Genomic DNA, 25,459 nt, shown 5'->3' with positions numbered 1-25,459 from the left:
GGATTTGCAGGCCCGGATGCAAAAAAGCGCCGGCGTTTACTCCCCCTTCAACCTTCGGCCTTATCCAAAATGGGTGGATTCGACCTCAAGGTGAGTGGCGTACGTGGACCTGAGCTTCCGATTCGACCGGGACGTCGCGGTGATGACCGCCATCCCCACCGAACTCGCGGTGCTGATGGTTGGCATCGTCGCGCGTCAGGCGGCGAGTCCGACCGCACAGCTTCAGGCGGCGCTCGACCGGCCCTTGCCGGCCGGTGCGCTGCTGACTCCGGTGCACGGTGCGTTCAACCGCGCCGTGGAAGTCGTGCTGACTGCTTCGGCAAACACCGCGCTAACCGGCTGGAAAGAGCAATGAAGGCGGCGTTTACCGTGCCGCTTAGCCGATGCTCAAGCCGGGACGACTATGGTCGTTACAGAACAAAGACGGGGACCCCCCGCCCTGATCGAGGTAGGTAATGATTGAAAACCAGAAGATCCGCCCGGCAAAGGTGATCGGACCGCTCGGAGAGCCGTTGACGCTCGACACACTGCCGCCGCCCGAAACGACCCGTTGGGTGGTTCGCCGCAAGGCCGAGGTGGTCGCGGCCGTCAATGGCGGACTGCTCACCGTTGACGAAGTGTGCGACCGCTATGGTCTCACTGTCGAGGAATTTGCCGGCTGGCAGCGCGCGATCGACCGGTCGGGCATGCCAGGGCTGCGCGTCACGCGCATCCAGCATTATCGTTCACTGTACGAGCGGCAGCAGAAATACTGACCGCATAACCGCCATTCGAGTTCTCCCATCCGCCCGCGCCTCGAAACGCGGGCGGAACCATTTTAGGCTCTGGCGAGTCTTCCCTTCGCAGGCCCCGCAGCGAGGCGGGTGCAAAAGATGGAGGAAAATCATGGACCTCGTCGGAATCATCGTGTGGCTGGTGGTTGGCGGTGTCGTAGGCTGGCTTGCCAGCCTGGTGATGCGGACCGATGCGCAGCAGGGCATCCTGCTCAACATCGTTGTGGGTATCGTCGGCGCGTTTATCGGCGGGCTGATCTTCAGCGGCGGATCGATCAACAGCGGGGTGACGGTGTACAGCTTCATCGTGTCGCTGGTCGGCGCGATCATCCTGCTGGCGATCGTGAACCTGGTCCGCCGGGGATCGGTACGCTGATGTATCGAGTGCGGTAGCGGGCAGATACCGCCTGCGGTTCATCCGCGCTGAACCGCATGAGAGAGCAAAGGGCCGCCCGGCGACCGGGCGGCCCTTTCTGTTCTACTTGAGCAGGAAGCGCACGCGGACGGTGACGCCGACGCGCTGCTCGCCCGGAATCAACTGGGTCGAATCCTTGGCTTCGGCGCGGGCCATCATCACCGGCATCGGGCCGGGCATGCCGCCGTCATTGCCTTCGCTCAGCGACACCAGCCGCTCGACCCGCATCCCGAGCGCACGGGCATAGAGGTCGGCGCGGGCGCGGGCGCGCTTGACCGCATCGGTCCGCGCCTCGTCCTGCGCAGCTTCGATCTGATCGATCGAGAGATTGGGTCCGTCGATCTGGTTCGCGCCCTGCTTGACCAGCGCGTCGAGGATATTGCCGCTCTTCGCGATGTCGCGGAACTTGACCGAGACGGTGTTCGACGCCTGGTAGCCGGTGATCACCGGCGGCTGGTTGTCCGCATAGCGATATTGCGGGTTGAGCGAGATGTTCGCCGTCTGCACGTCGCGGTCGGCGACGCCCGCGGCGTTGAGCGCGGCGATCACACTCTTCATCTGTGTCGCGTTGGCTGCGAGCGCGGCGGCCGCGGTCGGCGCCTGCGTCACCACGCCGGCACGGATCGTGGCAATGTCGGGAACGCGAGTCGCCTCGCCCTCGGCGACGACATCAAGCAGGGTGCCGTCAGACATGGACGCACCCGGCGCTGCCACCTGCGCGGCTGCGGTCAGGGGAAGCGCGGCGGCAACGGCCGCGAGAGTCAGCATTCGAACCATTCAATGGGGCCTTTCCAGCTTGTTGTTCCGCCGCGCTAACGGTCGGCGGAACAACGAAAGCTGAACGGACCCAAAAAGGTGAACCCGTAATCAGGCTGCCCGGCGGGCGATGACGACCCGATACAGTGCCAGCAGCACGACCGCACCGATCGTGGCGGCGATATAGCTGGCGAACTTGCCGGTCAGGCTGATGCCGATGGCCGGCGCGATGAAAGCGGCGAGCAATGCGCCCGCGATACCGATCAGGATGGTAACGATGATGCCGCCCGGATCCTTGCCGGGCATGATCAGCTTGCCAAGAGCGCCTGCAACCAGGCCAATGAGGATCCAACCGATAATACCGTCGGGCATGCTTTCCTCCTGTTTTGCGGCTTCCGCCGGGGAAGCCGCGCGGGAACTTGCCTGAGGATGCGGGCGCTGCAAACCCCGATTCGACCGTGCGCCGCAGCATGGGTTCACGGCCTGTCCCCTTGCGGAACAAGACGAAAACGGGCAGTGAGTCCGGCACTGATCCGGGTGGGGTGACGACGGCTCTTGAGGCCGGTGATTTATTCAGATAATACAGCGCGACGGAAATGGCCCGCGCAGGCCGTCTAGGCCGGGGAAGGGGTCGCGCATGAACTATGAGGCACGGATGTTTGGCAGGGACGAGCAGCTGGCGATTGCCGGTGAAGGGGAAGTGCGGTCGCGTCGGCGCTGGTGGATTATCGGTGGGCTGATCGCGCTCGCCGTGCTCGCTGGCGCCTGGTTTGCGTTCGCCTCCGGCAAGGCGGATGGCGAGAAGTCCGCCGCGGCTGCCAAGGGCGCCGGGGGTGAAGGCGGTGGTCGCCAGCTTCCGGTGGTGAGTGTCGCCGTCCCCGGTCGTCAGGAAGTCGATCGCGTGATCAGCGGCACCGGCTCGCTCGCGGCGCGCCGCGAAATGCCGGTCGGCGTTGCGGGCGAAGGGGGCGAGGTAACGCGCGTGCTGGTCGAGCCGGGCGACTGGGTCGCCGCCGGACAGGTGCTCGCGACCGTCGATCGTTCGGTCCAGTCGCAGACTGCGCAGTCGCAGGCTGCCAACATCCGCGTCGCGCAGGCCGATCTCGGCATCGCGCAGGCTGAGCTCGACCGCGCCAAGCAGCTCGTCGCGCGCGGCTTCGTCTCCAAGGCCGATATCGATCGCAAGACCGCAACCCGCGATGCCGCGGCGGCGCGCGTCCGTGTCGCCCAGGCGCAGCATTCGGAAACCGCCGCGCGCAACCGCCGGCTCGATATCCGTTCGCCTGCGGCCGGACTGGTCCTGACGCGCACGGTCGAGCCGGGGCAGATCGTCAGCGCGGGTTCGGGCACGCTGTTCCGGGTCGCGCAGGGCGGACAGTTCGAGATGCGCGTGCAGCTGAGCGAAGCCGATCTGCAGCGCGTTCCGGTTGGTGCGCGCGTCGATGTGACGCCGGTCGGCACTGCCGAGAAGTTCGCTGGCCAGGTGTGGCAGGTGTCGCCGGTGATCGATCCGCAGACGCGCCAGGGCATCGCGCGCGTCGCGTTGCCCTACAACAAGGCGCTGCGCCCCGGCGGATTCGCCAGCGCGAGCATTCATTCGGGCGGCGAGGTTGCACCGATGCTGCCGCAATCGGCGATCCAGAGCGATTCCAAGGGCAATTTCGTCTATGTCCTCAATGCCAAGGACGAGGCCGAGCGCCGTGCAATCACCACCGGCGACGTTTCCGACGCCGGCGTGGCGATTACCAGCGGCCTGCAGGGCACCGAGCGTGTCGTGCTGACCGCGGGCGCCTTCCTCAATCCGGGGCAGAAGGTGAAGCCGAACCTGACGAAGCTGCAGCGGTGACGCGGACTTAAGGACTAGATCATGGGCTTTCGCAACATCTCGGCCTGGTCGATCCGGAACCCGGTTCCGCCGATCGTGCTGTTCATCGCGTTGACGATCGCGGGTTTCGTCAGCTTCTTCCGGATGGATGTGAACAACGATCCGGATATCGATTTCCCGATCGCGATCGTCACGATCAGCCAGCCGGGCGCGGCGCCGACCGAGCTCGAGACGCAGATCACCCAGCGCGTCGAGTCTGCGGTGCGTGCATTGCAGGGCATCGACCAGATCGAATCGAACGTGACCGAGGGCAACTCGACCACGGTCATCCAGCTCGACATCGGCACGCCGATCGACCGTGCGGTCAACGATGTGCGCGAAGCGATCAACCAGATTCGCGGCGACCTGCCCGACGGCATTCTCGAGCCGCAGGTGTTCCGCGCCAACACCACCGACAACGACATCGCCAGCTTCACCGCCATCGCCACCGACATGACGATGGAGGAGCTCTCCTGGTATGTCGACAATACGGTGGCGAAGGAGCTGCTGTCGGTTTCCGGCCTGACCGCGGTCGATCGCGTCGGTGGCGTCAGCCGCGAGATCCGCGTGATCCTCGATCCCGCCAAGGTCCAGTCCTATGGGCTCACCGCGAGTCAGGTGAACCAGCAGCTGCGCCAGGTGAACCTCAACGCCGCGGGCGGACGCGCGGAGATTTCGGGTACCGAACAGTCGGTCCGCGTGCTCGGCAACGCTGCCAATGCGCACGCGCTCGGCCAGACCCAGATCGCGATCGGCGGCGGCCGCACCGTGCGCCTGTCCGACATCGCGCAGGTCAAGGACCTCTATGCCGAGCTGCGCAGCTCGGCCGAATGGAACGGGCAGCAAGTGCTTGCCTTCGACATCAAGCGCGGCAAGGGCGCGTCGGATGTCGCGGTCTTCCACGAGGCGGAAAAGAAGCTCAAGCAACTTCAGGAGCGCAATCCCAAGGTGCGTTTCGAAGTGTTGTTCAACAACACCGAATATGCCGAATCCCAGTATGAATCCGCGCTGTGGGCGCTGATCGAGGGGTCGGTCCTCGCGCTGATCGTGGTGTTCCTGTTCCTGCGCGACTGGCGCGCGACGCTGATCTCCGGCCTCGCAATCCCGCTCTCGGCGATCCCGACCTTCTTCTTCATGGAGCTGCTCGGCTTCAACCTAAACCAGATGACGCTGCTCGCGCTCAGCCTGGTGGCGGGTGTGCTGGTCGATGACGCGATCGTCGAGATCGAGAACATCGTCCGCCACATGCGCATGGGCAAGACCGCCTATCAGGCATCGATCGACGCGGCCGACGAGATCGGCGTCGCGGTGGTCGCGACCACCATGTCGATTGTCGCGGTGTTCCTGCCCGTCGGCATGATGCCGGGCATTTCGGGCCAGTTCTTCAAGAATTTCGGCCTCACCGTCGTCGCGGCGGTGCTGATGAGCCTTGCCGTCGCGCGCCTTATCTCGCCGATGATCGCTGCCTATTTCCTCAAGGCGAAGGGTCACGCCACCCATGGGGAAGGGTGGATGATGGACCAGTATATGAAGATTTTGCACTGGACGTTGCGTCACCGGTGGTCGGCGATCGTGGGAGGCATTGTCAGCCTCGCGCTGACGGTGATGTTCTTCGCCATCCTGCCCAAGACCTTCCAGCCCAATCTGGACCAGGATGCGGTGACCGCGACGATCGAGATGGTGCCCGGCACCACGCTCGAGCAAAGCAAGGCGGTGGTCGATCGCGTCCGCGATCTGCTCGCCGCGCAGGAGGGCGTCGAGAACACCTATTCGCGTGCATTCGTCGGCAACGGCCGCGTCACCGCGATGCTGGCCGACGAGCGCGACTTCAAGAGCGACGAGTTCGAGCGCCGCATGACGCCCGCGCTCGCCGCCATCCCCGACGCCCGCGTGTCGTTCCGCAACCAGCAGGGCTGGGGCGGATCGGGCCGCGCGCTCACGATCACGCTGGGCGGCGAGGATCCGGCGCTGCTGACCCGCACCGCGCAGAAGATCGTCGAGGAGATGGAAGGCCTCAAGATCATCGTTGCGCCGCGCGTGTCGGGCGATCTTCAGCGGCCGGAGATCGTGATCCGTCCGCGGATGGATCTCGCCGCCAATCTCGGCGTCACCACCGCCGCGCTCTCGAGCGCGATCCGCATCGCGACGCTGGGCGATATCGACCAGAACAGCGCGCGCTTCTCGCTTTCAGACCGTCAGATCCCGATCCGCGTCGCGCTGGAAGAGGATGCGCGCGCCAAGCTGTCGACGATCCAGAATCTGCCCGTGCAGACCCAGTCGGGCGGATCGGTGCCGCTCAGCCTCGTCGCCGATATCGGCTTCGGGGCGGGTCCGACCCGCATCGACCGGATCAACAAGCAGCGCCGCATCATGATCGGTGCCGACCTTGCCCCCGGCGTGGTCAGCGGCGATGCGATGAAGCAGATCGACGCCCTGCCCACGATGAAGAACCTGCCGCTCGGCGTCGGCAAGCTCGAGGTCGGCGCCGCCAAATGGCAGGCCGAGATGATCCAGAACTTCATCATCGCGGTGGTGGCGGGTATCTTCCTCGTCTTCGCGGTGCTGGTGCTGCTCTATCGCCGCTTCGTCTCGCCGCTGGTGAACATGGGATCGCTGCTGCTCGCCCCCTTGGGCGGGCTGCTGGCGCTGTGGATCGCGGGTCAGCCGATCTCGATGCCGGTCTATATCGGCATCCTGATGCTGCTCGGCATCGTCGCCAAGAACTCGATCCTGCTGATCGACTTCGCGATCGAGGAGATGGAGAAGGGCGTCGACAAGATGACGGCGATCGCCGACGCCGGGCATAAGCGCGCCCAGCCCATCGTGATGACCACGGTGGCGATGGTGGCCGGCATGGTGCCGACGGCGATCGCGCTGTCGGGCGATGCTGCCTGGCGTGCGCCGATGGGCGTCACCGTGATCGGCGGCCTGATCCTGTCGACCATCCTGACGCTGCTGATCGTTCCGGCAAGCTTCAGCCTGGCGATCGGGGTCGAGAAGTGGATGGGGCCGCGCCTGCGCCGCCGTCTGCTCACCTACACCCCCGGCGACGAGCATGGCCCGCAGGGCGGCGCCGCGATCGAGCAGCAGGGCCGTCTTGGCCATCAGGGCGGGGAGGGTACCCAGCCTGCCGAGTGAACCAATTGCGCGCGGGGGGATTGTTGCGGGCATGAACCCGTCTCCCCGCGCGTTTTCGGGCCGCGCGCGCGCCGCCCCCCTGCTCAATGGCCGCTTGCGCCGCGAGCCCGCTCCGCCGGGTTTGCGGCGCATGCGTTTCATCGCGACCGGCCTGCTGGTGGCGATGGCCGCGGTCTATCTCGCGGCGCGGCAGTACGAGCCGATCCATCCGGCCGCGGGGTTCGTCCGGGCCTTTGCCGAGGCGGCGATGGTCGGCGGCCTTGCCGACTGGTTCGCGGTCACTGCCCTGTTCCGTCATCCGCTCGGCCTGCCCATCCCGCACACCGCCATCATCCCGCGCAACAAGGAACGGATCGCCACCGCGCTCGCCAATTTCCTGCGCGACAATTTCCTGGTGCCGCGCGTGGTCGCGCGGCGGATGAGCGGGGTCGATGTCGCAGGCGCGGCGGGCAAATGGCTGGCGCAGCCCCCCGAAAGCTCGGGCCGCCTGCGCCGCGGCGCATCGCGCATGGCGGCGAGCCTGCTCGAATCGCTCGATCAGGAACAGCTTGGCGGCATGATCAAGAGCGCCGTCGCAACCCGCCTGCGCCAGACCGACATCGCCCCGCTGATGGGGCAGGCGCTGGGCGCGGCTATCGCCGAGGGCCGCCATACCCCGCTGATGGACGGCACGTTGCGCTGGCTCGCCAAGGTGGTGGACCAGAACGAAGCGCTGATCCGCAAGATGGTGCACGAGCGCGCCGGCACGATCATGCGCTGGACCGGGCTAGACGAGACTTTGGCCAACGCGATCATCGACGGCCTCTACAAGCTCGTCGCCGACGTCGCCGAAGACCCCGGCCATCCGCTGCGCGCCAAGGTCGAGGAGGGGCTGGAGAAGCTTGCCTTCGACCTCCAGTTCGACATTCCGACGCGGATGAAGGTCGAGGAATTCAAGGCCGACCTGCTCGACAATCCCGCACTCGCCCGCTGGATCGAGGGGATGTGGGAACAGGGCCGCGCGGCGTTGCTGCGGGTGGCGCGCGATCCCGACGCGGCGCTGGCCGGTAAGCTTGGCGACGCGTTGCGCCAGCTGGGAACGACGTTGCAGAGCGACCCGCGGCTTGCGCACATGATCAACCGCTTCGTCCGCCGTGCCGCGGTAGGCACCGCCGCCGATTACGGCGACGGCATCGTGCGGCTGGTGTCCGACACGGTGCGCGGCTGGGATGCGCGCACGATCACCGGGCGGCTGGAGAATGCGGTCGGGCAGGACCTGCAATATATCCGCATCAACGGTACGCTGGTCGGGGGACTGGTCGGCCTCATCATCCACACGCTGCACACGGTGCTGTAGGGGCAGGCTCAGGCCAGCAGCACGACCTCGAATCGTTCGCACGCGATCAGCAGATCGTCGTCGACGGTGTAGCCGCTGCCCGCCAGCACGCGCTCATAATAGGCCCGGTGGGCGGCGCGCCACCATTCAAGCGTCAGGTCGCCCTCGCCTTCGGTGCGCGCAAAGTCCGCATCGACGTCGGCGAACCTGCGGATGTCGACCGATGTGGTCCGGATCACCGCGCGCGCTTCACCGTTCCAGCCGGTGATGATCGAATAGTCCCCGGTCTTCGGCAGCGGGAGCCCGGCGCTGTCGAGTTCCGCCAGCGAGGACGCGGTCGCGCGCTTGCGTCCCGCGGCGACGAGGTCGGCGCAGATATCGGCGTCCTCCTGATTGTCGCAGAAATGGAAGACGGCGGATGCTTCCGCCGGAGCGGCCGGATCGATTTCGCGGTAGCGCCGCCAAAGCGCGGATGGGGAAGCAAGCATGTACATCCGCTAACAGTATGAAGAGCGCTGCTCAATGGCGCGCCTGAACCCGTATGGAGGGGAAGCGATGTCGTCGGGTCGAGAGCGCCGCGCGATCCATACGCTGTCGTGATGCAGGATAGCAGCGCCGTGGCATCCTGCATCACGGATCAAGGCGTGGTTCTACCCCATATACTCGCAGGTGACGTTTCCATCGCCTACTTCTCGGCAAATCCAGAAGCCGATGCCGCCCCCGCCGCTCGTTTCAGGGGGGCAGAATTGAATCTGATCGTTCGTGCAGGCCACGAGACTGGGATAGCCTTGCTGCGCCCAGCCTGCCTTGCACCTTGCGATCGTATGAGCCACGCATCTGTTCGGCAGTTGGGCGACTGCCTGCGTGCTTACAATGGTCGCGGCAAGCAATGATCCCGCCGCCATAAGCGTCTTCAGATAGCCCCTTTTCGGTTCAACCATGTTCGCTTCTCCCTTTGCAGGAGCAATGAGTGTTTCAAAGCTTCTCGGCACGGTCAATCGGGCGCGGATCGCTTCGACCCCGGACGCCATCGCAGGGCCGGGCGAGCCGGCGGCCCATCGACGGAGCCGATCGAACCGCTAGACTGACAGATCATGCTGGACATCTATTTCGCACCGCCGTCGATGACCTCCGTACCCGTGGACCCTGATCATCTGGAGTTCGCAGGGTCCATCGACCTCGATGCGCATCGTTCGCTTGCGATCCTGTTCGAAAGGGGCCGGCAGGCCGGCGCTGACCTTCCATACTTCCGGGATTCGATCCTGACGCCGGCGCAGACGAGACTCCTGCTGGAAACCTTCCTGGCAAAGGGTTCGGACCCATATGGAAGTCAGCGGGGGTGCGCTGCTTTCGATGACATGCGGCAGCTTCTCGAGAAAGCAGCGGGCAGAGGTATGGGGGGCGTGGCGTTCAGCGATTGAATGCCGCCGGAGCCCCCGCCCCGTCCTATCCCTCCCAGTCCAGCACCGTCCAACCCTTCGCCGCCGCCAGCTTGCGCAGCGGCCCGTGTGCGTTGACCGCGAACGGCTCGTCGGCCCATTCGAGCACCGGGGCGTCGGAGACATGATCGCTGTAGAAGCGGATGCGGAGATCGCTCCGGGTGAGCCCTTCGCGCGCCATCCATGCCTCGATCAGCCGGAGCTTGGCCGGGCCGTAGCAATTCTCGCCCTCGATCCCGGCGAGGACGTTGCCGTCCGCGTCGCGCCGCGCCTCGGTCGCGATCACCTGGGCGATGCCGAGCCGCGCGGCGATCGCACGGGCGTAATAGCCATGGCTCGCGGTCGCGAGCACGGGCTCCCAGCCCGCTGCGCGATCGGCTTCGACTCGCTTGCGTGCGTCGGCGAACATGTTGGACGCAGCGACGCTGTCCGCGAAGGCCTGTGCCACCGCTTCCAGATCGGCGGGCGGGATGGTGCGGCCGAGCATCAACCGGTGGGTGACTTCCTTGAGCCAGGCGCGGTCGATCGCCCTGGCGAGGTACAGGAGCGATGCGATTCCGGCCGCGGGCAGCAGCGCCAGCCGCCAGGGCGCACGCGCCATCGCGGCATGGATCAGGAAGGGCGTCCAGGTCGCCTTTCGCGTGATCGTCTTGTCCATGTCATAAATTGCAACACTTCGCATCGGAACCTTCAGCGCGCTTCCGGGATTGGGTCGAGGACGAAACATCTGTAAAGGCAAGCGCTTGCCGTACCAGCCCGAATAAACCATGGATGAGCGGATGAGCGCGCCAGCCGACTTCCAGCACGATGCGGCCGATGGGGGCACGCTCCGCTTCAGCGGCAATCTGTCGCTGCGTTCGATCGGCGACCTGCCCGAGCGGCTTGCCGCAGTGAACGGGCCCGTCGCGCGGCTCGATATGAGCGGGATCGACCGGATCGACACGGTCGGCGCCTGGCTGATCCATCGCTTCGCGCGCGATCACGACGCGGCGGTCTCGGGGCTGGGCACGGATTCGCAGCATCTGTTCGATCAGGTCGCGGGCGCCGACCGGCCGGTCGAGATGCGCCCGGGCCAGCTCGGCACCTTCAAGCGCCTGCTCGCCGAGATCGGCGAGGCGGTGATTCAGGCGTTCCGGACGCTGTACGGCCTGCTCGGCTTCATGGGCGCGACCGCGATGGCGTTCGGCCGCGTGCTGCTCAACCCGCGCAGCTTCCGCTTCCACGCCACCGTCCACCGGTTCGAGGTGGTGGGCGTGACCGCGCTCGGCATCATCGGCCTGATGAGCTTCCTGATCGGCATCGTCATCGCACAACAGGGGGCGGTGCAGCTGCGCCAGTTCGGTGCCGAGGTGTACACGATCAACCTGCTCGGGCGGCTGACGCTGCGCGAGCTCGGCATCCTGATGACCGCGATCATGGTCGCGGGACGATCGGGATCGGCCTTTGCGGCGCAGCTCGGCACGATGAAGCTGACCGAGGAAATCGACGCGATGCGCACCATCGGCGTCAATCCGATGGAGGCTCTGGTGCTGCCGCGCGTGATCGCGGCGGTGGTCATGCTGCCGCTGCTCGGCTTCTACTCATCGGTCATCGCGATGATCGGCGGCGGGCTGCTCTGCTGGATCTCGCTCGATATTCCGCCAATCACTTTCGTCCAGCGGCTGCGTGAGGTGGTTCCGATCACCGATCTCTATGTCGGGCTGGTCAAGGCGCCGGTGTTCGCCGCGATCATCGCCATCGCCGGCTGCTATCAGGGAATGCAGGTGGAGAGCGACGCCGAACAGGTCGGCACGCGCACCACCACCGCGGTGGTGCAGGCGATCTTCCTGGTGATCGTGCTCGACGCATTCTTCGCCGTGTTCTTCACCGAAGTGGGGTGGAACTGATGAACCCCGGTTCCACTGGGCCGATCTTCGATGGCGAGGCGGTCATCCGCGTGCGCGGCCTGCGCAACAGCTTTGGCGAGCAGGTGGTGCACGAGGGACTCGACCTCGACGTGCGGCAGGGCGAAATCCTGGGCGTGGTCGGCGGATCGGGCACCGGCAAGTCGGTGCTGATGCGCTCGATCATCGGCCTGCAGGAGCCCGATGCCGGATCGATCGAAGTGTTCGGCGAGGATGTGCAGCATCTCAATACCGAGGAGGCAATCGAGCTGCGCAAGCGCTGGGGCGTGCTGTTCCAGGGCGGCGCGCTGTTCTCGACCCTGACCGTGGCCGAGAATGTGCAGGTTCCGCTCAAGGAATTCTACCCGGCGTTCGACCAGGCGCTGCTCGACGAGATCGCGGCGTACAAGGTGGTGATGACCGGGCTGCCGTCGGATGCCGGGCCGAAATACCCGGCCGAGCTTTCGGGGGGCATGAAGAAGCGCGCGGGCCTTGCCCGCAGCCTGGCGCTCGACCCCGAACTGCTGTTCCTCGACGAGCCGACGGCGGGGCTCGACCCGATCGGTGCGGCGGCGTTCGACGAGCTGACCCTGGCATTGCAGCGCACCCTTGGGCTGACGGTGTTCCTGATCACCCACGATCTCGACACGCTCTATGCGATCTGCGACCGGGTGGCGGTGCTGGCGGACAAGCACGTGATCGCGGTCGGCACCATCGACGAACTGCTCGCGCTGGATCATCCCTGGATCCAGGAATATTTCAACGGCCCGCGCGGCCGCGCCGCAGTCAGCAGCGTGGAACGCGCGGAGGCCAGGGCGACATGAGGCACTAGATGGAAACCCGGTCAAATCATGTGCTGGTCGGTGCGGTGGTACTGATCCTGCTCGCCGTGCTGGCGCTGTTCACCGTGTGGCTCGCGCGGCTCAACACCGCCGCGGAGAAGGAGTATGACATCTTCTTCAAGCAGGCGGTCGATGGCATCGCCAAGGGATCGTCGGTCGCCTTTTCGGGCGTGCCGGCGGGGCAGGTCAAGGAGATCGCGCTGTTCCCGCCCGACCCCAGCCTGGTGCGCGTGCGGATCGCGGTGAACCGCGAAGTGCCGATCCTTCAGGGTACTACCGCGACCATCCAGGGCGTGGGCTTCACCGGGGTCAGCCAGATCCAGCTCGACGGCGCGGTCAAGGGCGCGCCGGCGATCGAGTGCCCCGAGGTCAATCCGCGCAGCGTCTGCCCGCTCGGCGTGCCGGTGATCCCGACCAAGCAGGGCGGGCTCGGCGCGCTGCTCAACACTGCGCCGCGGCTGCTCGAGCGGCTGTCGACGCTGACCGAGCGGCTGACCGAGTTGCTGTCGGACCGCAATCAGGCGTCGATCGCGGGCATCCTCGAGAATACCGACAAGATGACCGCTGAGCTCGCGAAGGGTGCGCCCGACCTGCGCGCCGCGATCGGCGAGCTGCGCAACACGGTGAAGCAGGCCGGCTTCGCGGCCGAACAGATCGGAAAGCTGTCGGGCACGACCGATCAGGTGCTGGCGAACGAGGTCGGCCCGGCGATGAAGGATCTGCGCAAGGCGATCGCCTCGGCCGACGGCAGCATGAAGGCGCTGGAGCGCACGCTGGGCAAGGCCGATGCGGGGCTCGACCAGGTTTCGACGCAGACCATCCCCGAGGTGAACCAGCTGATCCAGGACCTGCGCCAGATGGCGATCGCGCTGCAGTCGGTGGCCGAGAAGGTTGATCGCGGCGGCGCCGGATCGCTGATCGGCGGACCCAAGCTGCCCGACTATGAACCCAGAAAGAAGTGAGCATGACGATGAAAAAGCTCGCCCCTCTCGCGCTTGTGCTGGCCTTGGGCGGTTGCATCCGCTTCGGCGCCGAGGCGCCCCCGTCGCTGCTCACCCTCACCCCCGACGCGTCGATCGCGGTGGGCGAAACGGTGAGCTCGGCGACTGCCAGGTCGATCAGCATCGCCGCGCTCAACGTGCCGCAGGAGCTGGCGGTGGCGCGGGTGCCGGTGCAGTCGAACGCGACCAACATTGCCTATCTCAAGGACGCGCACTGGGTCGAGCCGCCCAGCCGCCTGTTCGCGCGGCTCCTGTCGGATACGGTTTCGGCGCGGACCGGACGGGTCGTGCTCAGCCTGCGCCAATCCTTCTCCGATCCGGGCGCTCGGCTGGGCGGCGAGTTGCGCACCTTCGGGATCGACGCCACGACCAATGAGGCTGTCGTGACGTTCGACGCGACGCTGGCGCGCGATCGCCCGGCGGACGCCAATGGCGCTCGCGCACCGCAGGCTTTCGAGCGCCGCCGCTTCGAGGCGCGCGTGCCCGTCGCCGCGATCGATGCGGCATCCGCCGGCACCGCGCTCAACCGCGCGGCCAATCAGGTTGCGGGGCAGGTTGCCGACTGGGTCGGGCGCTAAGGCGTCCGGCGCACCGGCGGCATCGCATTGCAGATATCGGCGCCGCCTGAAGGCAGGTTGAAGAAGGGCGGTTCGCGATTCTCGCGCGCCTTCACCCATGCCGCGAAGCGCGCATTGTCCGCGGCGCGATACTGGAAATGCGGGCGTTCCGCGGCGGGCAGGTCGCTGGCGAGGCGGACGCTGACGATCGGCACGTGCTGGCGCTTGTCCTTGTAGAGGCCAAGCCCGCCTTCGGTGCCGCGCGGGAGCGACGAGAGATGCTCGATCCCCTCGAGCACGCGGCCGACGATCGCGATGTTGCGGTCGAGATGGCGCGGGCCATGGCCGATTACCACATAGAGATCGCCGCCGCTCCCGGTACTGGGCGCCAGATCGCGCGCCACGCCGACCATGGCGTAGCAATGCGGAAGCCAGGCGACCTTGCCGTCGGTGGCGAGCGGCCAGCCATCGGCGCTGTGGCCCGTGGCGGTCGAATAGGGGTCGCTGCGGGTAAGCTTCGTCACCGCATCATAGACCGGCCAGTCATATTCGGCGGGCGGCTGCGCGATCACGCCCGCGGGCAGCGGCTTCTTCTCGGTCGGATCCCCCCATTGCACGACATAATTGTCGTGGACCCGATAGACGCTCTCGCCATCCCACCAGCGCGCCGCGGCGAGCTTGCGGATGTTGGCGGCGTGCACCGGCGTGTAGCGCGGCGCAAGGCGGATATAGACGCGCCGGTCGCCCGCAAGCGTCATCACCAGCAGCTCGTCGTCGGGCACCGGCTTCCAGTCCGCGGGCAGCGGATCGGACGGCTTGGGTGCCGCGGCAGGAGTGGCCTGAAGGGCGAGCGCGAGAGCGAGCGTCAGCATGGCGCGCAGGCTGGCACGACGGCCGGTTGCGCGCAACGCTTGCGATGATCGCCGCAAGCCACTAGGGCAGCGCGTTCCTGGCATGCGGAGCGGTGGCCGAGTGGTCGAAGGCGCTCGCCTGGAAAGTGAGTATACGTCAAAAGCGTATCGAGGGTTCGAATCCCTCCCGCTCCGCCACCGGCGCCCTTTGAAGGGGTCGCCAAACTCCCTAGAATCTGCTAGAAAGCCGCAGAAATCGGCGGTTTTCTCGTCCCGCTGCGTTTCACTCAATCCGACACGATCTCACACAAAGTGTGGGGAGGAATGAGGCGGGATGCCATGGGAAAGCTCACTGCGGCCAAAATCCGGTCTCTGACCGAACCCGGCCGATACTCCGACGGCGACGGACTATTCCTCGAGATCAATGGCAAAGGAGCCGCCAGCTGGATTCTCCGCATCCAGAATAATGGAAAACGACAGGATATCGGGCTGGGCTCGACAAAGTCGGTTTCTCTGAAGGATGCACGCGATGCGGCCTTCGCCACGCGGCAGAGAATCGCGCAAGGAATCGATCCGGTCGCAGAACGCAAGCAGGAGCGCCAGGCTATCCCGACGTTCCGCGAAGCGGCCAAATTGGTTCATGAAGAGCATGAAAAGGCGTGGAAGAACGGCAAGCATCAGAACCAGTGGATTGCGATCCTAACGATCTACGCCTTTCCCAAGATTGGCGACCTGACCGTCGATAAGATCGAGGGGCCAGCGATTCGAGAGGTGCTGATCCCGATCTGGCTGTCCAAGCCAGAGACTGCGAGGCGAGTACGGCAACGTATTGGCACGGTTCTCGATTGGGCTTGCGCCAAAGGGTTTCGGGCCACCGAAGCGCCGATGCGGTCGCTTTCCAAAGGATTGCCTCGCCAGCCCAAGAAGGACGGCCATTTTGCCGCTATGCCCTATGCCGACGTTCCGGCTTTCGTCGAAAAGCTTGGAGAACGTGAATCCGTCGGGCGGCTTGCGTTGGAAGCGCTCATTTTGACCGCCACCCGATCGGGAGAGATCCGCGGCGCGACCTGGGCGGAGCTTGATCTGAAAGCCGCCCTAGGGACCATCCCAGCTGCACGCATGAAAATGGGTAGGGTCCATATCGTGCCGCTGTCGCCGCAGGCCGTCGCCGTATTCGAACGCGCCCAGACGTATAAAGCCGGGATCAGCGACCTCGTGTTTGCTGGCCAAGTTCGAACCACTGGCGGCATGAATCTGGCTGGCCAAAGTCCGCAATCGCTGGCCCGGCTCCGGAGGGGCCATCGCTATTACAACCGCGGATCGACCGGCTCGCTCTCCATCGCCAGCACGCCGAACACGCATTGATGCACCCGCGTCAGGGGTGCGTGCTCCACGAAGCGATGCAGCGCTTCCAGCCCCAGCGCGAATTCGCGAAGCGCCATGGAGCGCTTGTGCCCCACGCCGCGCTTCTTCAGCCGTTCGAGGTTCTCCGGGCGATCATAGTGGGGGCCGTAGATGATCTGCAGATACTCCCGGCCGCGGCATTTGATGGCGGGCTGGAGTAGTCCCTTCTGCCCACGCGCCACAAAGTCCAACGGCTTGACCACCATGCCTTCGCCGCCGCCGGCGGTCATCGCCTCCCACCATGCGATCGCGTCAGCCACCTGTGCCGGCTCGTCGAGATCGATCCGGCGATATTGCGTCGCCAGCAGCAATGCGGGATCGGCCGCGGCCAGACGGTGCGCGGCCGCCATGTGCCAGAGATGATCCTTGCTGTCGTGTACCGCGGCTTCGCTCGCGAGCAGGTGGAACGGGGCGATCCGTAGATCCTCGATCCCGGCGAAGGGCGCGACATAGCGGTTATAAGCCGCGCGATAGCGTGTCGCGTCGTCGAGGCGCGCCGCGGTTGCGGTCGCGAGCTCGTCTATCGGCACACCACGCGCCCGAGTTGCCGCGAGCGCCGTGTCGAGCGCGCTCAACCCGGCGATCGCCGCCGATCCCACCGCGGCATATTGTCCACGCACCAGCGACCCTGCCTTCATGCTCCACGGCAGGATCTCGGCGTCCCAAAGCACCCAGTCGCTATCGAGCTCTGACCAGAGCCCCGATGTTTCCATTGCCAGGTCGAGGCGATGCAGGGCCGCCGCTTCCAGCTCGGCGTCGTTGAAGAAGCGCCGTCCGGTGCGCGTGACGATCACGCCGCGCGCGCCGTCATGCACGCCGAACCGCTTCGCAGCCGCCTCCTGCGTCCGCGACAACACGATCAGCCCGCGGGACCCCATGTGCTTTTCTTCAGCCACCAGCGTCCGCACGCCTTTGCTGCCGTAATAGGCAAAGGCTTCCTCGGGGCGCTCCAGCCAACCATCCTGTGCGCTGGTCTCCGCCGGCGACATGGTCGGCGGCAGGTGAATCAGCCAGCGCGGATCGACCGCATAGCGACTCATCACCTCAAGCGCGGCCGCGGCGTTCTCCTCGCGCACCGTGACATGATGATAGTGTCGCGTCTCGATGACCTGCTTGCCGAGCACGTCGGAGAGGTTGAGCTGGTTCGGCGCCATGCCGGTATCCGCCGCCGGCGATGCCAACGGCCGGATCGGCTCGTAATAGGTGCGCTGCGCGGGCACCTCGACCAGGTCGAGCTCGGGATAGCGCAACGCAGTCAGCTTTCCGCCGAACACGCAACCGGTGTCGATGCAGATCGTGCCGTTGACCCAGTTCGCCTCGAGCACGGGTGTATGTCCGTAAACGACCTTCGCCTTGCCCTTGTAGTCCGCGGCCCAGTCCCAACGCACCGGCAGGCCGAACTCGTCGATCTCGCCGGTGGTCTCGCCATACATGCAGAAGCTGCGCACCGCGCCAGAAGCGCGGCCTTGCATCTCCTCCTTGAGCCCCGCGTGGGCGACGACCAGCTTGCCGCCGTCGAGCACATAGTGGCTGATCAGGCTGTCGAGCCATTTGCGCATCTCGGCCGCGAACTCGGGCGGCTCCTGGGCAAGCTGCTCGATCGTCTCGGCGAGCCCATGGCTGACCTTGACGTTGCGACCATCGAGATGACGCTTGAGCTTGTCGTCATGGTTGCCGACGACGACCATGCCGGTGCCGGCGTCGACCATGTGCTTCGCGATGCGCAGCACGTCGGGTGAACGCGGGCCACGGTCAACGAGGTCGCCTACAAAGACCACGCGACGGCCTTCGGGCGGCGTGACCGTCACCTCCTTGCCGTTCCAGGTCACGGCATAGCCGAGCTCGCCGAGCAGCGTCTCGAGCTCATCGGCGCAGCCGTGCACGTCACCGATGATATCGAACGGGCCGGTCTCTTCGCGGCGATCGGTCCACAGCCGCGTGCGCACGACCCATGCAGACCAGTTGTGGGCGGCCGGAGCCTCCGCTGGCATCACCTTTCAACGTGGCCTCGATATCAACAACAAGCTCAGGACGGCCTTGTTGCCAGCCTCAACTATCTTTACCTTGCGATGGTGTCCGGCAAGGGTCCCGATATAGATCGGTTCGAGGGCAGCCTCGCCTATCGCTGGTGGAGCGACGATGTCGGATTCGACATTGGCCTGACCTATGTCGATGGCATCGAACGCAAGTCGCTGGCTGATGAACATCGTTTCGGGATCACGATCGGAGTGATCTACTAGCCACGATTAAATTGCAGGCGGCCTCGCCATGGATACGCTCAATTGCCAGCGCCTCGGCCCAGCGTTCTTCGTTCGGGGTCATAGTTTCTGTGCAGCTCTGATTTATCGCTTTCCTACATCGCTGGTTTGAACTCAAACAGGCTATGGGTGATCGCCCGGACTGGCGCCCCAAGATAGTGGGCCTGCCTCGATCCCGACACGCCGGTAGTCCACACCCGATGACACGAGCAACGCCACAATGTCATCTGGCTCGGAGGCAACCTTCCGTTCCAGCGTCACCTCGCCGGCGCCATCGACGACGCACACCGCCGTCTCCTTCACCGAAACATCCAGACCTACGAAATGCGCCATCGCAATTGCTCCTTCTCTCGATGCCCGAGGTCAGGCTCGACCCCGATCCAGGCATGCTATGTGAAGGGCTGCAACCCCACCTACCGCTGGAGCGTAGCCGCCGCGATACACCATCTTTTGGGACTACCAGGGGAACCGCTGAATGGCGGCTATGAGGGCGCTTAGCCGCCGAGTGTGTCGGCTTCCCGGGGTGAGGCCGCGGGTTTAAACCGTCTGAGCAAGCCTTTGCGCAAAAAAGAACTGACTATGGCCCACGACCTCGCGCTACTCGTAACACCGGCGCAACCAGTGGCAAGGTGAGGCAGGACCAGTGCGCCAGTGGGCATTCTGTCAGGAGCACAAGTGCAGGGGTTTCTGGATTGCCGCTCCCCGACAATCCGGATTAGACATCGCTTCGCCGTTAGGTGCGAAGCACTTGCGGAATAGGGGCTGCAAGGGGGTTGCACAATATGAAAGCGATGTTCGCCCGCGCCGGGCTTACTGCGCTTGCGCTCGGAATCGCCGTGCCCGCATATGCGGGCGTATCGGAGGATTTCTCCGAATGCGACGGGCTTAAGAAACCCAAGGGCAGCGATGACGGAATGCGGGGCGAGGCGACTTTCCCTTCTTACAGCTTCGGCGGTCGCGACGCACCCAGCCTGACTCTGGCCGCGTGCAACCGCGCACTACAAAGCGGGAAACTGCTGCCCCAACAGACACTGCGCCGCGCCCACATGATGCGCGCCCGCGCTGCGGCTAAGCTGCAGCTCGGGGATGCCGTCGGCGCGCTCGCCGATCTCGACGCCGCCCAAGAGGCAGCTAAGGCTTACGCCGGCGATTTCTTCTACAGTCGCAGCATGGGCGTCTCGCTCGATCTGCTGCGCGCCCTTGCGTTGAACGAAACGGGCGACCGTAAGGCAGCGCTGGCGTTGGCTGAAACGGCTGCGGCCAAGCGCACCTATGCGCTCGAGGTCCAGCGGGTCGCAGGCATGCTCCGCGCCGCCAATGGTGACAAGCCGGCCGATCCGGCGATCTGGCAGGGCCTTGCCCGCATCGATCCAGCTACTCGGGGCATGTTCTCGCAGCTCGCGTCCAAGCCCGGCGACCTCGCCAAACTGGCGGCCTCGGCTGGAACTCCCTCGGTGGTCATGCCCGAAGCACCTTCGCTCAACGCGATTATGACCAATGGCGGGAATATCGCACCGCTGTTGTCCGAGTGGTCGGCCCCCGTCAGCGGGGCAATGACCAAGGCCTATGCGCTTGCCGCCCATGGCAAGCCCGCAGCCGCCCGTGCCTGGGTCGAGGCGACCCGCGCCGCGCTCGACGCCGCCGGCCCGGCTGGGAATTCACAGGGCAAGGACGGCAAGCCGGCTCCTAAGGATATCGTCACCTTGTTGGTCGAAATGGTGCGCGCCGAACATTTCGAACCCTTGGCCGGTCTGGTCGATGCCCGCGTTGCCATCGCCGAGGGCCGGCTCGCCGATGCAGCCGCCGCGCTTCAGGGCAAGCAATTGCGCGCGACCCCGGTGACGGAAGAATTCCACGCCGCTTATGCCGCCGCACGTGCTGCGGGCGCCGTGGGCTCACCTGATCTGCCTGCACTGGGGCCTGCTGCCAAACGCGGTCCGGCGCACCTTTCCCGAATGGCGAGCAGTCTGCTGATCCGTCCCGAGTCGCAGCGCAAGTTGATCGACTACGAGAAATCGCGCCCGAATATCCTCGGCGCGCTAGTCGGCGCGGCGGTTTCGATGGGCACGAGCTTGCTCGGCGGGGTTGACCGCACGGCGGGCTTCCGCTCGACCCTGAACGAGGACGGTTCGGTCAAGGTAGAATATACCGGTAACACCACCTCCGGCGCGGTGGTTCAGGAAATGACCCTGCTTCGGGCTGCCGAACTCGCGCGGGAGGCGGGCAAGGCGCATTTCCATGTCATCGCGCGGAACGATTACCAGCGTTATCTAACGCAGACGAGAAACGGCGTGCCGATGAACCAGACGCTGACCGGCTATAAGACCGAACTGACCATCCGTCTGCTGGGCGATGGCGAGGGTCAAGTCGACGCGCTCAATGCCGTCTCTGTAATCGACGCGTTGGGGCCGGTCTATTACGAGAGCTGAGCGTCAGATGATGGAGCTAAGCTCGTCGAGCCGCTCCGCCGATCCCGGCGCATTGGTTCATAAGTTGTGATACCCTGCGAGAAGAGCAGGCCTTTGATCCGGTTGATGTGCCGGGTGCGCTCGCCCATCAACACGCTGCGCTCGCGGTTCACGCGTCGCTGATCCTCCTCGGCGACACTCGGCGCGCGAACCATCGCGCAGACACGCGGCTCGTCTCGCTTGTAGGCAAGCAACGCCCGCACCAGCGCTTCGCCGTCGATCTTGTCGGTCTTGGCACGACGCCGGCGACGTGACGTCGCGATCGATGCGGGGTCGACGACATGGCTCTCGATCCCTTCTTCCTGCAGCACACGATGGATCCAGAACCCGTCGAGACCTGCCTCGTGGATAACGATGACAGCGAAGTCTTGTCCGGCTCGCTTCTTCGCCTTCGCCCTCAGCTGGGCAAAACGCTCAAAGAGCTCAGCGACGTCGCCGGCACGGATCGTGTGCCTCGACATCCGCTCGCCCGCACCAGGCGATAGCGACGTCACCAGCCAAGTCGATTTACTCAGTTCCATCGAAACGAAGATCGCGCCAAGATCAGTCCGGATAGCGACGGGCGCGAGGGGTCGATCTGCTACAAGCATGGTTGCCTCCACAGAGTTAGGGTCAGCAACCGCACTCTGACAGAGCGTCAGCCGCTATCCACCCTCGCCATGGGATCTTTCAGGACGCACCGCGGGCAGGGCGAACGGCTGGAATTGGGGCGCAAAGCGGACGCGAGTCGTGTCGCCCTGCGACGTGAAATCTCGCGCTAAAGTGTGGAGAGAAATGTGAGGGAGATGAGAATGCAAGAAATTATTCGTATGAAAAACCAATGCGTTACTAAAGAAGTGGAGATTTCTCCCGCTCCGCCACCTACGCCCTCCGCGGGCTTCATCGAATCCGGACCCGCCGGCGCAGTCAGGCGCGGAAAATGCGCTTCGAGGTGCGGCTGTCCTCGACCCGGTCCCAGTCGATGTCGCTCCCTAAGCCCAAGTCTTCGAGAACATGGATATTGCCGTCGACGTCCATCATGTCGCGCAGGCTCTGCTTCATCGGCAACTAGAAGGTGTCGTCGGGCAAGAACAGCTTGAAATACTCCAAGTTCCGCACCGCACAGGCGACATGGATGCTGGCGACGTCCATCGGCCCCATCGTGGTGATGTGCAGCTCGCAGTTCATGCCGTGCGCCTCGGCAATATGGCAGGCCTTGAGCGTGCCGGTGATCCCGCCCTTCGGACAGCGCCGGTCAGGTTCGCGTGCGAAGCGGCGGCGCCAACATCAAGCTCGCGCTCAAGAAGGGCGAGCGAGTGCGGATCGTCCCCGATTCCGGTGGACTGCGCGCGATGCGCCTTGCTCGATAGCTTGCGGCTGACAAGCCGGGTTTGAGTGGGGCCGACGAAAGCCTTTTGCCAACCACATGCTTGGTCCTCCGGGGCGCATCGGTTTTTCGTCCCTTCGTCACAAGTTTCGTCCCGCCGCACCAGCGCGATTGCTGGCTGACGCGCGCTGAGCAAGCGCTGCCCCGGACCCCTATTCAAGAGGATGTTCCGGCCATGTCGATTTCTGCCCAGACCCGCTTCTGCGGGATCGCCGCCCTGCTGCTCGCAACCCCAGCCGCCGCTCAGGACGGCGAAAGCGGCGCGCAGGATAGTGCCGCGACCGCCGCCGAGGACGCGTTCGGTGCCAGCGTCGGGATCAATCAGGTCGGGCTCTACAGCCCCTATCAGACGCGCGGGTTCGATCTGATCTCGACCGGCGGGTCGTTCCGGATCGACGGCTTCTATTTCCACCCGGCGGCGTTGCCGTCGGAGTCGCTCGTGTCCGGTTCGTCGATCAATGTCGGTATCGCGGCAACCGCGCTCGACCTGCCCATCCCGACTGGCGTGGTCGGTTACCGGCTCCGCGAGCCGGGCGAGCAAAGCGCGCTGTCGATCACGGCGGGGAGCCGCGGGTTCGGCTCGCCGAGTGTCGAGGCGCTGGGAAGCCTGGTGAGTGGCAATGGCGAATGGGGGCTGGTTGCGCACAGCTTTGTCAGCCCGGACGAGAAATGGTCGGCCGGGCAGGAGGGCGCGCGATACGATGCGGGTGCGGTGCTGCGCTGGTCGCCCGCGCCTGCAACGCGCCTGCGCATCTTCGGCGGGATCAGCCGCCAGTCGCATGACGGGGATCTTGCGGTGCTTGCTGATGGGAGCGGGATGCCGCCGCCGCTGCGCGACCGGCACAATTACAGCCCGGACTGGGCCCGCGCGCGTGTCCTGAGCCGCAACTTCGGTGCGCTGATCGAGCACCGGACGGGCGGGTGGACGCTGGGTGTATCGGCAGTGCGGTCGATGCGCGATTCCGGGCGTAGCGACACCACGGTGCTGGCGATCGATCGTGCCGGCAACATCACCAGCACCCTGTACCATACGCCCGCCGCCGATGCGCGTTCGGACTCGGTCGAGGTAAAGGCGTTCCGCACCTTTGCCTTTGGCGGGGCTACGCACCGTGCCGGGGTGGCGTTGCGGCACCGCAATTCGGTGAGCCATCGCGCCGATGCTATCGCCGTTCCCGCAGGGCGCTTCACGGCCGCGGACGGACCCGTCGCCGTTGCGCGGCCGATGCTGCCGGTGGACGTGCCGCTGAGCCGCGATCAGGTGGACCAGACCATTCTAAGCGCGACCTATGAACTAGCGGCGGGCGATGCCTTCGAGCTCCGTCTGGGCGCCCATCGTAACCGCTATGCGAAAAGCTTACGCGATACGCGTGGGGGCCGGTCGGCGCAGACCGACGAAAGCTGGCTCTACAGCGCGTCGGCGCTGTGGCGCCCGGCGGCGAGATGGCGGGTCTTCGCCAGCTACGTCTCGGGGCTGGAGGAGTCGGGGATCGCCCCCGATGCGGCGGCCAATCGCGGCGCGGTGCTTCCTCCGGTTGAGGCGCGCCAGTACGAGATCGGCGCGCGGTTCGACATCACGCCGGGTCTCGGCTTCATCCTCGCCGGGTTCGACATCCGCAAGCCGATCTACGGCCTCCGCCCGGATTCGGTCTACGCGCCGGTCGGCACCGTCCGTCATCGCGGCGTGGAGGCTTCGCTTACCGGACAGCTGACGCGCGCGACCACCGTGGTGCTGGGCGCCAACCTCCTTCAGGCCCGGGTTTCCGGCGCATTGGTCGATGCCGGGGCGGTGAATCCGATGGCACCCGGCGTGTCGCGTTTCAACGCGACCGTCGCGTTCGAACACCGATTGACCGACCGCTGGAGCCTCGACGCCTATCTGCTCTACGAGGGGCGCCGCCGCCGCGACAATGTGAGCACGACTGAGGCGGCGGGCGTGCCGTTCGGCTATCTCGGCGCACGCTACGACTGGACCGGTACCGGTCTCTCGCTGCGGGCGCAGCTCGTCAACATGTTCGACCGCAAGGGCTATTATGCCACGCCTTATGGTCCGCTGGTGCCGGTCACCGGCCAGCATTGGCGTATTTTGGTCACCAAGCGGTTCTGAAATGGTAATGCCGGGCGATGATCCGTCATGGGAAGGGATGCGGGAACGATGACAGACGGCATTGTGCGCTTCGCAGAGGTTCCGGGCCGCGCCGGGGCTGCGCCCGGGCTGCTCAGGCAGCTTGCGCCGCTGGCGCTGTTCCCCGCGGGAATGGCTTATTGCCTGCTCTACGAACTCGCTTTCACGGAAGAGCGCTCGGGGCTGGCCGGGAGCCTGTTCTGGGCGCTGGCGACGCTGAGCCCCTGGGTCGCGGGGGCGATGTTGTTCGAACGCGGCGCGCGAACGGTTCGCGGACGCTCGCGGTTGCTTGTCCTCGGTCTTGGATTGGGCTGCATCGCCTATGCTGCCAGCGCTGCCGCTGCGCTGAGGCTCGGGTCCGATCTGGAAGGGGCCTTTTTCAGCCGGTTGCCGTTGCTCGGAGCGGCGCTGCTGGGGGCGCTGCTCTACCCGCTCGCCATACCCGCGCAGGCGGCGCGCGACCTGACCCCGGCGGGGGACGATCCGCCGGTCGCGCCCGCCGAGATCCTGTTCGCAAGCGCAGCCGGAAATTATGTCGAGCTCTACACCGAACAGCGGACGGTGGTGTGGCGGCAGACCATGGCCAATGCCGAGCGCGTGTTGCGCAAGGCAGGGTTCGTGCGGGTCCATCGCTCCTATCTGGTGCCCTGGCGCAATATCGACCTGCTGGTGCGCGACCGTAAGGGCGTGGTCGAGGTCGCGCTGCTCAACGGCCGCAGGCTTCCGGTCTCCAGCCGCTACGCCAACAATCTCGCGAGCCGCACGCTGCAATGAGCTAGATTTCGGCCAGTGCCCGTTCGATCCGGATCACTTCGGATCGGAAGCCGGCGAGACAGGAAAGCTCGCGCGCGCGGACGAGCAGCGTACGCGCGGAGATTTTCGACGTCTCGATCTCTTCCGCCTCGACGATATCGGCGGTGCCGACGAGCGCTGCCAGCTCGATCACGCGGAGGCGCCACGGCCGGTGCGCCGCCGTGGCCGGCAAAGTTGGCGTTGAACGGCGGACA

General features: G+C 65.7%; 26 protein-coding genes, 1 tRNA gene and 1 pseudogene. 17 read left to right on the top strand and 11 right to left on the bottom strand.

The features are described 5' to 3' along the window. The first annotated feature begins 94 nt into the window (after window positions 1-94). The 3 genes from BDW16_RS09290 to BDW16_RS09280 all read left to right on the top strand — a co-directional run bounded on the left by BDW16_RS09290 (window position 95) and on the right by BDW16_RS09280 (window position 1,149). A complete protein-coding gene (locus BDW16_RS09290) occupies window positions 95-355 on the top strand; it encodes a hypothetical protein (protein WP_307695227.1) in 261 nt (86 codons plus the stop codon). Between the two features lie 100 nt (window positions 356-455). Next, window positions 456-755 carry a CtrA inhibitor SciP gene (sciP, locus tag BDW16_RS09285; protein ID WP_066578869.1) on the top strand — a complete coding sequence of 100 codons (300 nt, stop codon included), beginning with the start codon at window positions 456-458 and terminating at the stop codon, window positions 753-755. 130 nt (window positions 756-885) lie between these two features. After that, the gene (locus tag BDW16_RS09280) at window positions 886-1,149 is read left to right on the top strand and encodes a GlsB/YeaQ/YmgE family stress response membrane protein (RefSeq protein WP_066578866.1); all 264 of its coding nucleotides are present in this window, start codon (window positions 886-888) and stop codon (window positions 1,147-1,149) included. A gap of 102 nt (window positions 1,150-1,251) precedes the next feature. On the opposite strand, the gene BDW16_RS09275 is transcribed toward BDW16_RS09280, so the two are convergent. Beyond that, window positions 1,252-1,956 carry an SIMPL domain-containing protein gene (locus BDW16_RS09275; protein ID WP_174532061.1) on the bottom strand — a complete coding sequence of 235 codons (705 nt, stop codon included), beginning with the start codon at window positions 1,954-1,956 and terminating at the stop codon, window positions 1,252-1,254. Between the two features lie 99 nt (window positions 1,957-2,055). Continuing rightward, window positions 2,056-2,316 carry a GlsB/YeaQ/YmgE family stress response membrane protein gene (locus BDW16_RS09270; RefSeq protein ID WP_066578862.1) on the bottom strand — a complete coding sequence of 87 codons (261 nt, stop codon included), beginning with the start codon at window positions 2,314-2,316 and terminating at the stop codon, window positions 2,056-2,058. A 265-nt stretch (window positions 2,317-2,581) separates the two neighbouring features. On the opposite strand from BDW16_RS09270, the gene BDW16_RS09265 reads away from it, so the two are divergent. The 3 genes from BDW16_RS09265 to BDW16_RS09255 all read left to right on the top strand — a co-directional run bounded on the left by BDW16_RS09265 (window position 2,582) and on the right by BDW16_RS09255 (window position 8,282). Beyond that, window positions 2,582-3,790 carry an efflux RND transporter periplasmic adaptor subunit gene (locus BDW16_RS09265; RefSeq protein ID WP_066578859.1) on the top strand — a complete coding sequence of 403 codons (1,209 nt, stop codon included), beginning with the start codon at window positions 2,582-2,584 and terminating at the stop codon, window positions 3,788-3,790. 21 nt (window positions 3,791-3,811) lie between these two features. Next, on the top strand, window positions 3,812-6,946 hold the full coding sequence (locus tag BDW16_RS09260) for an efflux RND transporter permease subunit (protein ID WP_066578857.1): 3,135 nt from the start codon (window positions 3,812-3,814) through the stop codon (window positions 6,944-6,946). Window positions 6,947-7,076: 130 nt separating this feature from the next. Next, on the top strand, window positions 7,077-8,282 hold the full coding sequence (locus BDW16_RS09255; RefSeq protein WP_066579108.1) for a DUF445 domain-containing protein: 1,206 nt from the start codon (window positions 7,077-7,079) through the stop codon (window positions 8,280-8,282). A gap of 8 nt (window positions 8,283-8,290) precedes the next feature. On the opposite strand, the gene BDW16_RS09250 is transcribed toward BDW16_RS09255, so the two are convergent. Further along, complete coding sequence (locus BDW16_RS09250; protein WP_157926337.1) at window positions 8,291-8,749, bottom strand: ASCH domain-containing protein; 459 nt, start codon at window positions 8,747-8,749, stop codon at window positions 8,291-8,293. A 606-nt stretch (window positions 8,750-9,355) separates the two neighbouring features. Here BDW16_RS09250 and BDW16_RS09245 point away from each other — a divergent pair. Beyond that, window positions 9,356-9,682, top strand: a complete 327-nt coding sequence (locus BDW16_RS09245; protein ID WP_066578855.1) for a hypothetical protein — start codon at window positions 9,356-9,358, stop codon at window positions 9,680-9,682. A 25-nt stretch (window positions 9,683-9,707) separates the two neighbouring features. Here the strand turns inward: BDW16_RS09245 and BDW16_RS09240 are convergent, their stop codons facing one another. Next, on the bottom strand, window positions 9,708-10,382 hold the full coding sequence (locus BDW16_RS09240; protein WP_066578853.1) for an HAD family hydrolase: 675 nt from the start codon (window positions 10,380-10,382) through the stop codon (window positions 9,708-9,710). Window positions 10,383-10,479: 97 nt separating this feature from the next. On the opposite strand from BDW16_RS09240, the gene BDW16_RS09235 reads away from it, so the two are divergent. From BDW16_RS09235 to BDW16_RS09220, 4 genes are read left to right on the top strand one after another with little or no spacing between them, the layout of a single operon-like run. Continuing rightward, on the top strand, window positions 10,480-11,586 hold the full coding sequence (locus BDW16_RS09235) for an ABC transporter permease (protein ID WP_066579105.1): 1,107 nt from the start codon (window positions 10,480-10,482) through the stop codon (window positions 11,584-11,586). Beyond that, a complete protein-coding gene (locus BDW16_RS09230; protein ID WP_066579102.1) occupies window positions 11,586-12,407 on the top strand; it encodes an ABC transporter ATP-binding protein in 822 nt (273 codons plus the stop codon). The genes BDW16_RS09235 and BDW16_RS09230 overlap by 1 nt, the downstream gene beginning before the upstream one ends. A gap of 8 nt (window positions 12,408-12,415) precedes the next feature. Further along, window positions 12,416-13,387, top strand: a complete 972-nt coding sequence (locus tag BDW16_RS09225) for an MlaD family protein (RefSeq protein ID WP_066578850.1) — start codon at window positions 12,416-12,418, stop codon at window positions 13,385-13,387. A gap of 2 nt (window positions 13,388-13,389) precedes the next feature. Next, complete coding sequence (locus tag BDW16_RS09220; protein ID WP_066578844.1) at window positions 13,390-14,004, top strand: ABC-type transport auxiliary lipoprotein family protein; 615 nt, start codon at window positions 13,390-13,392, stop codon at window positions 14,002-14,004. Here the strand turns inward: BDW16_RS09220 and BDW16_RS09215 are convergent. Continuing rightward, window positions 14,001-14,855: a peptidylprolyl isomerase gene (locus BDW16_RS09215; RefSeq protein ID WP_066578841.1), complete on the bottom strand. Its 855-nt coding sequence runs from the start codon at window positions 14,853-14,855 to the stop codon at window positions 14,001-14,003. The two genes, BDW16_RS09220 and BDW16_RS09215, sit on opposite strands and share 4 nt — an antisense overlap. Window positions 14,856-14,941: 86 nt before the next feature. Between BDW16_RS09215 and BDW16_RS09210 the strand changes: the two genes are divergently transcribed. Further along, a tRNA-Ser gene (locus BDW16_RS09210) sits at window positions 14,942-15,032 on the top strand. A 141-nt stretch (window positions 15,033-15,173) separates the two neighbouring features. Continuing rightward, window positions 15,174-16,199, top strand: coding sequence for a tyrosine-type recombinase/integrase (locus BDW16_RS09205; RefSeq protein WP_083954323.1), 1,026 nt, complete (start codon window positions 15,174-15,176; stop codon window positions 16,197-16,199). Here the strand turns inward: BDW16_RS09205 and BDW16_RS09200 are convergent. Continuing rightward, window positions 16,142-18,229, bottom strand: a complete 2,088-nt coding sequence (locus BDW16_RS09200) for a polynucleotide kinase-phosphatase (RefSeq protein ID WP_066578838.1) — start codon at window positions 18,227-18,229, stop codon at window positions 16,142-16,144. The genes BDW16_RS09205 and BDW16_RS09200 overlap by 58 nt on opposite strands. A gap of 81 nt (window positions 18,230-18,310) precedes the next feature. Here BDW16_RS09200 and BDW16_RS21315 point away from each other — a divergent pair, with 81 nt between their 5' ends. After that, the gene (locus BDW16_RS21315) at window positions 18,311-18,478 is read left to right on the top strand and encodes a hypothetical protein (protein ID WP_157081407.1); all 168 of its coding nucleotides are present in this window, start codon (window positions 18,311-18,313) and stop codon (window positions 18,476-18,478) included. Window positions 18,479-18,619: 141 nt separating this feature from the next. Here the strand turns inward: BDW16_RS21315 and BDW16_RS21945 are convergent, their stop codons facing one another. Beyond that, window positions 18,620-18,829 (bottom strand): hypothetical protein, encoded by a 210-nt coding sequence (locus BDW16_RS21945; RefSeq protein ID WP_066578836.1) that lies wholly within the window; start codon window positions 18,827-18,829, stop codon window positions 18,620-18,622. A 449-nt stretch (window positions 18,830-19,278) separates the two neighbouring features. Here BDW16_RS21945 and BDW16_RS09190 point away from each other — a divergent pair, with 449 nt between their 5' ends. Then, window positions 19,279-20,925: a hypothetical protein gene (locus BDW16_RS09190; protein ID WP_066578833.1), complete on the top strand. Its 1,647-nt coding sequence runs from the start codon at window positions 19,279-19,281 to the stop codon at window positions 20,923-20,925. 18 nt (window positions 20,926-20,943) lie between these two features. Here the strand turns inward: BDW16_RS09190 and BDW16_RS09185 are convergent. The 3 genes and pseudogenes from BDW16_RS09185 to BDW16_RS09180 form a co-directional block, all read right to left on the bottom strand. Beyond that, window positions 20,944-21,554: pseudogene (locus tag BDW16_RS09185) on the bottom strand (IS110 family transposase); the annotation flags it as partial. A 316-nt stretch (window positions 21,555-21,870) separates the two neighbouring features. Next, on the bottom strand, window positions 21,871-22,005 hold the full coding sequence (locus BDW16_RS21790; RefSeq protein ID WP_255265776.1) for a hypothetical protein: 135 nt from the start codon (window positions 22,003-22,005) through the stop codon (window positions 21,871-21,873). A 6-nt stretch (window positions 22,006-22,011) separates the two neighbouring features. Continuing rightward, complete coding sequence (locus tag BDW16_RS09180; protein ID WP_083954410.1) at window positions 22,012-22,176, bottom strand: enolase C-terminal domain-like protein; 165 nt, start codon at window positions 22,174-22,176, stop codon at window positions 22,012-22,014. Window positions 22,177-22,505: 329 nt separating this feature from the next. On the opposite strand from BDW16_RS09180, the gene BDW16_RS09175 reads away from it, so the two are divergent. Next, window positions 22,506-24,434, top strand: a complete 1,929-nt coding sequence (locus BDW16_RS09175) for a TonB-dependent receptor domain-containing protein (RefSeq protein ID WP_066580761.1) — start codon at window positions 22,506-22,508, stop codon at window positions 24,432-24,434. A gap of 48 nt (window positions 24,435-24,482) precedes the next feature. Further along, the gene (locus tag BDW16_RS09170) at window positions 24,483-25,226 is read left to right on the top strand and encodes a LytTR family DNA-binding domain-containing protein (protein WP_066580763.1); all 744 of its coding nucleotides are present in this window, start codon (window positions 24,483-24,485) and stop codon (window positions 25,224-25,226) included. 1 nt (window position 25,227) lies between these two features. On the opposite strand, the gene BDW16_RS21310 is transcribed toward BDW16_RS09170, so the two are convergent. Further along, window positions 25,228-25,398, bottom strand: coding sequence for a hypothetical protein (locus tag BDW16_RS21310; RefSeq protein ID WP_157081429.1), 171 nt, complete (start codon window positions 25,396-25,398; stop codon window positions 25,228-25,230). Window positions 25,399-25,459: the final 61 nt, after the last annotated feature.

This window comes from Sphingomonas koreensis (assembly GCF_002797435.1).
In the GTDB taxonomy this organism is placed as follows: Bacteria; Pseudomonadota; Alphaproteobacteria; order Sphingomonadales; family Sphingomonadaceae; genus Sphingomonas; species Sphingomonas koreensis.
This window is presented reverse-complemented; position numbering and strand designations above follow the sequence as displayed.

What these genes read in the sequence shown, in the direction of transcription:
- BDW16_RS09170 (WP_066580763.1), top strand. Translation starts at nt 24,483, where the DNA reads ATGACAGACGGCATTGTGCGCTTCGCAGAGGTTCCGGGCCGCGCCGGG.
- BDW16_RS09255 (WP_066579108.1), top strand. Translation starts at nt 7,077, where the DNA reads ATGCGTTTCATCGCGACCGGCCTGCTGGTGGCGATGGCCGCGGTCTAT.
- BDW16_RS09230 (WP_066579102.1), top strand. Translation starts at nt 11,586, where the DNA reads ATGAACCCCGGTTCCACTGGGCCGATCTTCGATGGCGAGGCGGTCATC.
- BDW16_RS09245 (WP_066578855.1), top strand. Translation starts at nt 9,356, where the DNA reads ATGCTGGACATCTATTTCGCACCGCCGTCGATGACCTCCGTACCCGTG.
- BDW16_RS09215 (WP_066578841.1), bottom strand. Translation starts at nt 14,855, where the DNA reads ATGCTGACGCTCGCTCTCGCGCTCGCCCTTCAGGCCACTCCTGCCGCG.
- BDW16_RS21790 (WP_255265776.1), bottom strand. Translation starts at nt 22,005, where the DNA reads ATGAAGCAGAGCCTGCGCGACATGATGGACGTCGACGGCAATATCCAT.
- BDW16_RS09200 (WP_066578838.1), bottom strand. Translation starts at nt 18,229, where the DNA reads ATGCCAGCGGAGGCTCCGGCCGCCCACAACTGGTCTGCATGGGTCGTG.
- BDW16_RS09250 (WP_157926337.1), bottom strand. Translation starts at nt 8,749, where the DNA reads ATGCTTGCTTCCCCATCCGCGCTTTGGCGGCGCTACCGCGAAATCGAT.
- sciP (WP_066578869.1), top strand. Translation starts at nt 456, where the DNA reads ATGATTGAAAACCAGAAGATCCGCCCGGCAAAGGTGATCGGACCGCTC.
- BDW16_RS09235 (WP_066579105.1), top strand. Translation starts at nt 10,480, where the DNA reads ATGAGCGCGCCAGCCGACTTCCAGCACGATGCGGCCGATGGGGGCACG.
- BDW16_RS09225 (WP_066578850.1), top strand. Translation starts at nt 12,416, where the DNA reads ATGGAAACCCGGTCAAATCATGTGCTGGTCGGTGCGGTGGTACTGATC.
- BDW16_RS09265 (WP_066578859.1), top strand. Translation starts at nt 2,582, where the DNA reads ATGAACTATGAGGCACGGATGTTTGGCAGGGACGAGCAGCTGGCGATT.
- BDW16_RS09275 (WP_174532061.1), bottom strand. Translation starts at nt 1,956, where the DNA reads ATGCTGACTCTCGCGGCCGTTGCCGCCGCGCTTCCCCTGACCGCAGCC.
- BDW16_RS09280 (WP_066578866.1), top strand. Translation starts at nt 886, where the DNA reads ATGGACCTCGTCGGAATCATCGTGTGGCTGGTGGTTGGCGGTGTCGTA.
- BDW16_RS21945 (WP_066578836.1), bottom strand. Translation starts at nt 18,829, where the DNA reads ATGGCGCATTTCGTAGGTCTGGATGTTTCGGTGAAGGAGACGGCGGTG.
- BDW16_RS09220 (WP_066578844.1), top strand. Translation starts at nt 13,390, where the DNA reads ATGACGATGAAAAAGCTCGCCCCTCTCGCGCTTGTGCTGGCCTTGGGC.
- BDW16_RS09175 (WP_066580761.1), top strand. Translation starts at nt 22,506, where the DNA reads ATGTCGATTTCTGCCCAGACCCGCTTCTGCGGGATCGCCGCCCTGCTG.
- BDW16_RS09240 (WP_066578853.1), bottom strand. Translation starts at nt 10,382, where the DNA reads ATGCGAAGTGTTGCAATTTATGACATGGACAAGACGATCACGCGAAAG.
- BDW16_RS09205 (WP_083954323.1), top strand. Translation starts at nt 15,174, where the DNA reads ATGGGAAAGCTCACTGCGGCCAAAATCCGGTCTCTGACCGAACCCGGC.
- BDW16_RS09270 (WP_066578862.1), bottom strand. Translation starts at nt 2,316, where the DNA reads ATGCCCGACGGTATTATCGGTTGGATCCTCATTGGCCTGGTTGCAGGC.
- BDW16_RS09260 (WP_066578857.1), top strand. Translation starts at nt 3,812, where the DNA reads ATGGGCTTTCGCAACATCTCGGCCTGGTCGATCCGGAACCCGGTTCCG.
- BDW16_RS09190 (WP_066578833.1), top strand. Translation starts at nt 19,279, where the DNA reads ATGAAAGCGATGTTCGCCCGCGCCGGGCTTACTGCGCTTGCGCTCGGA.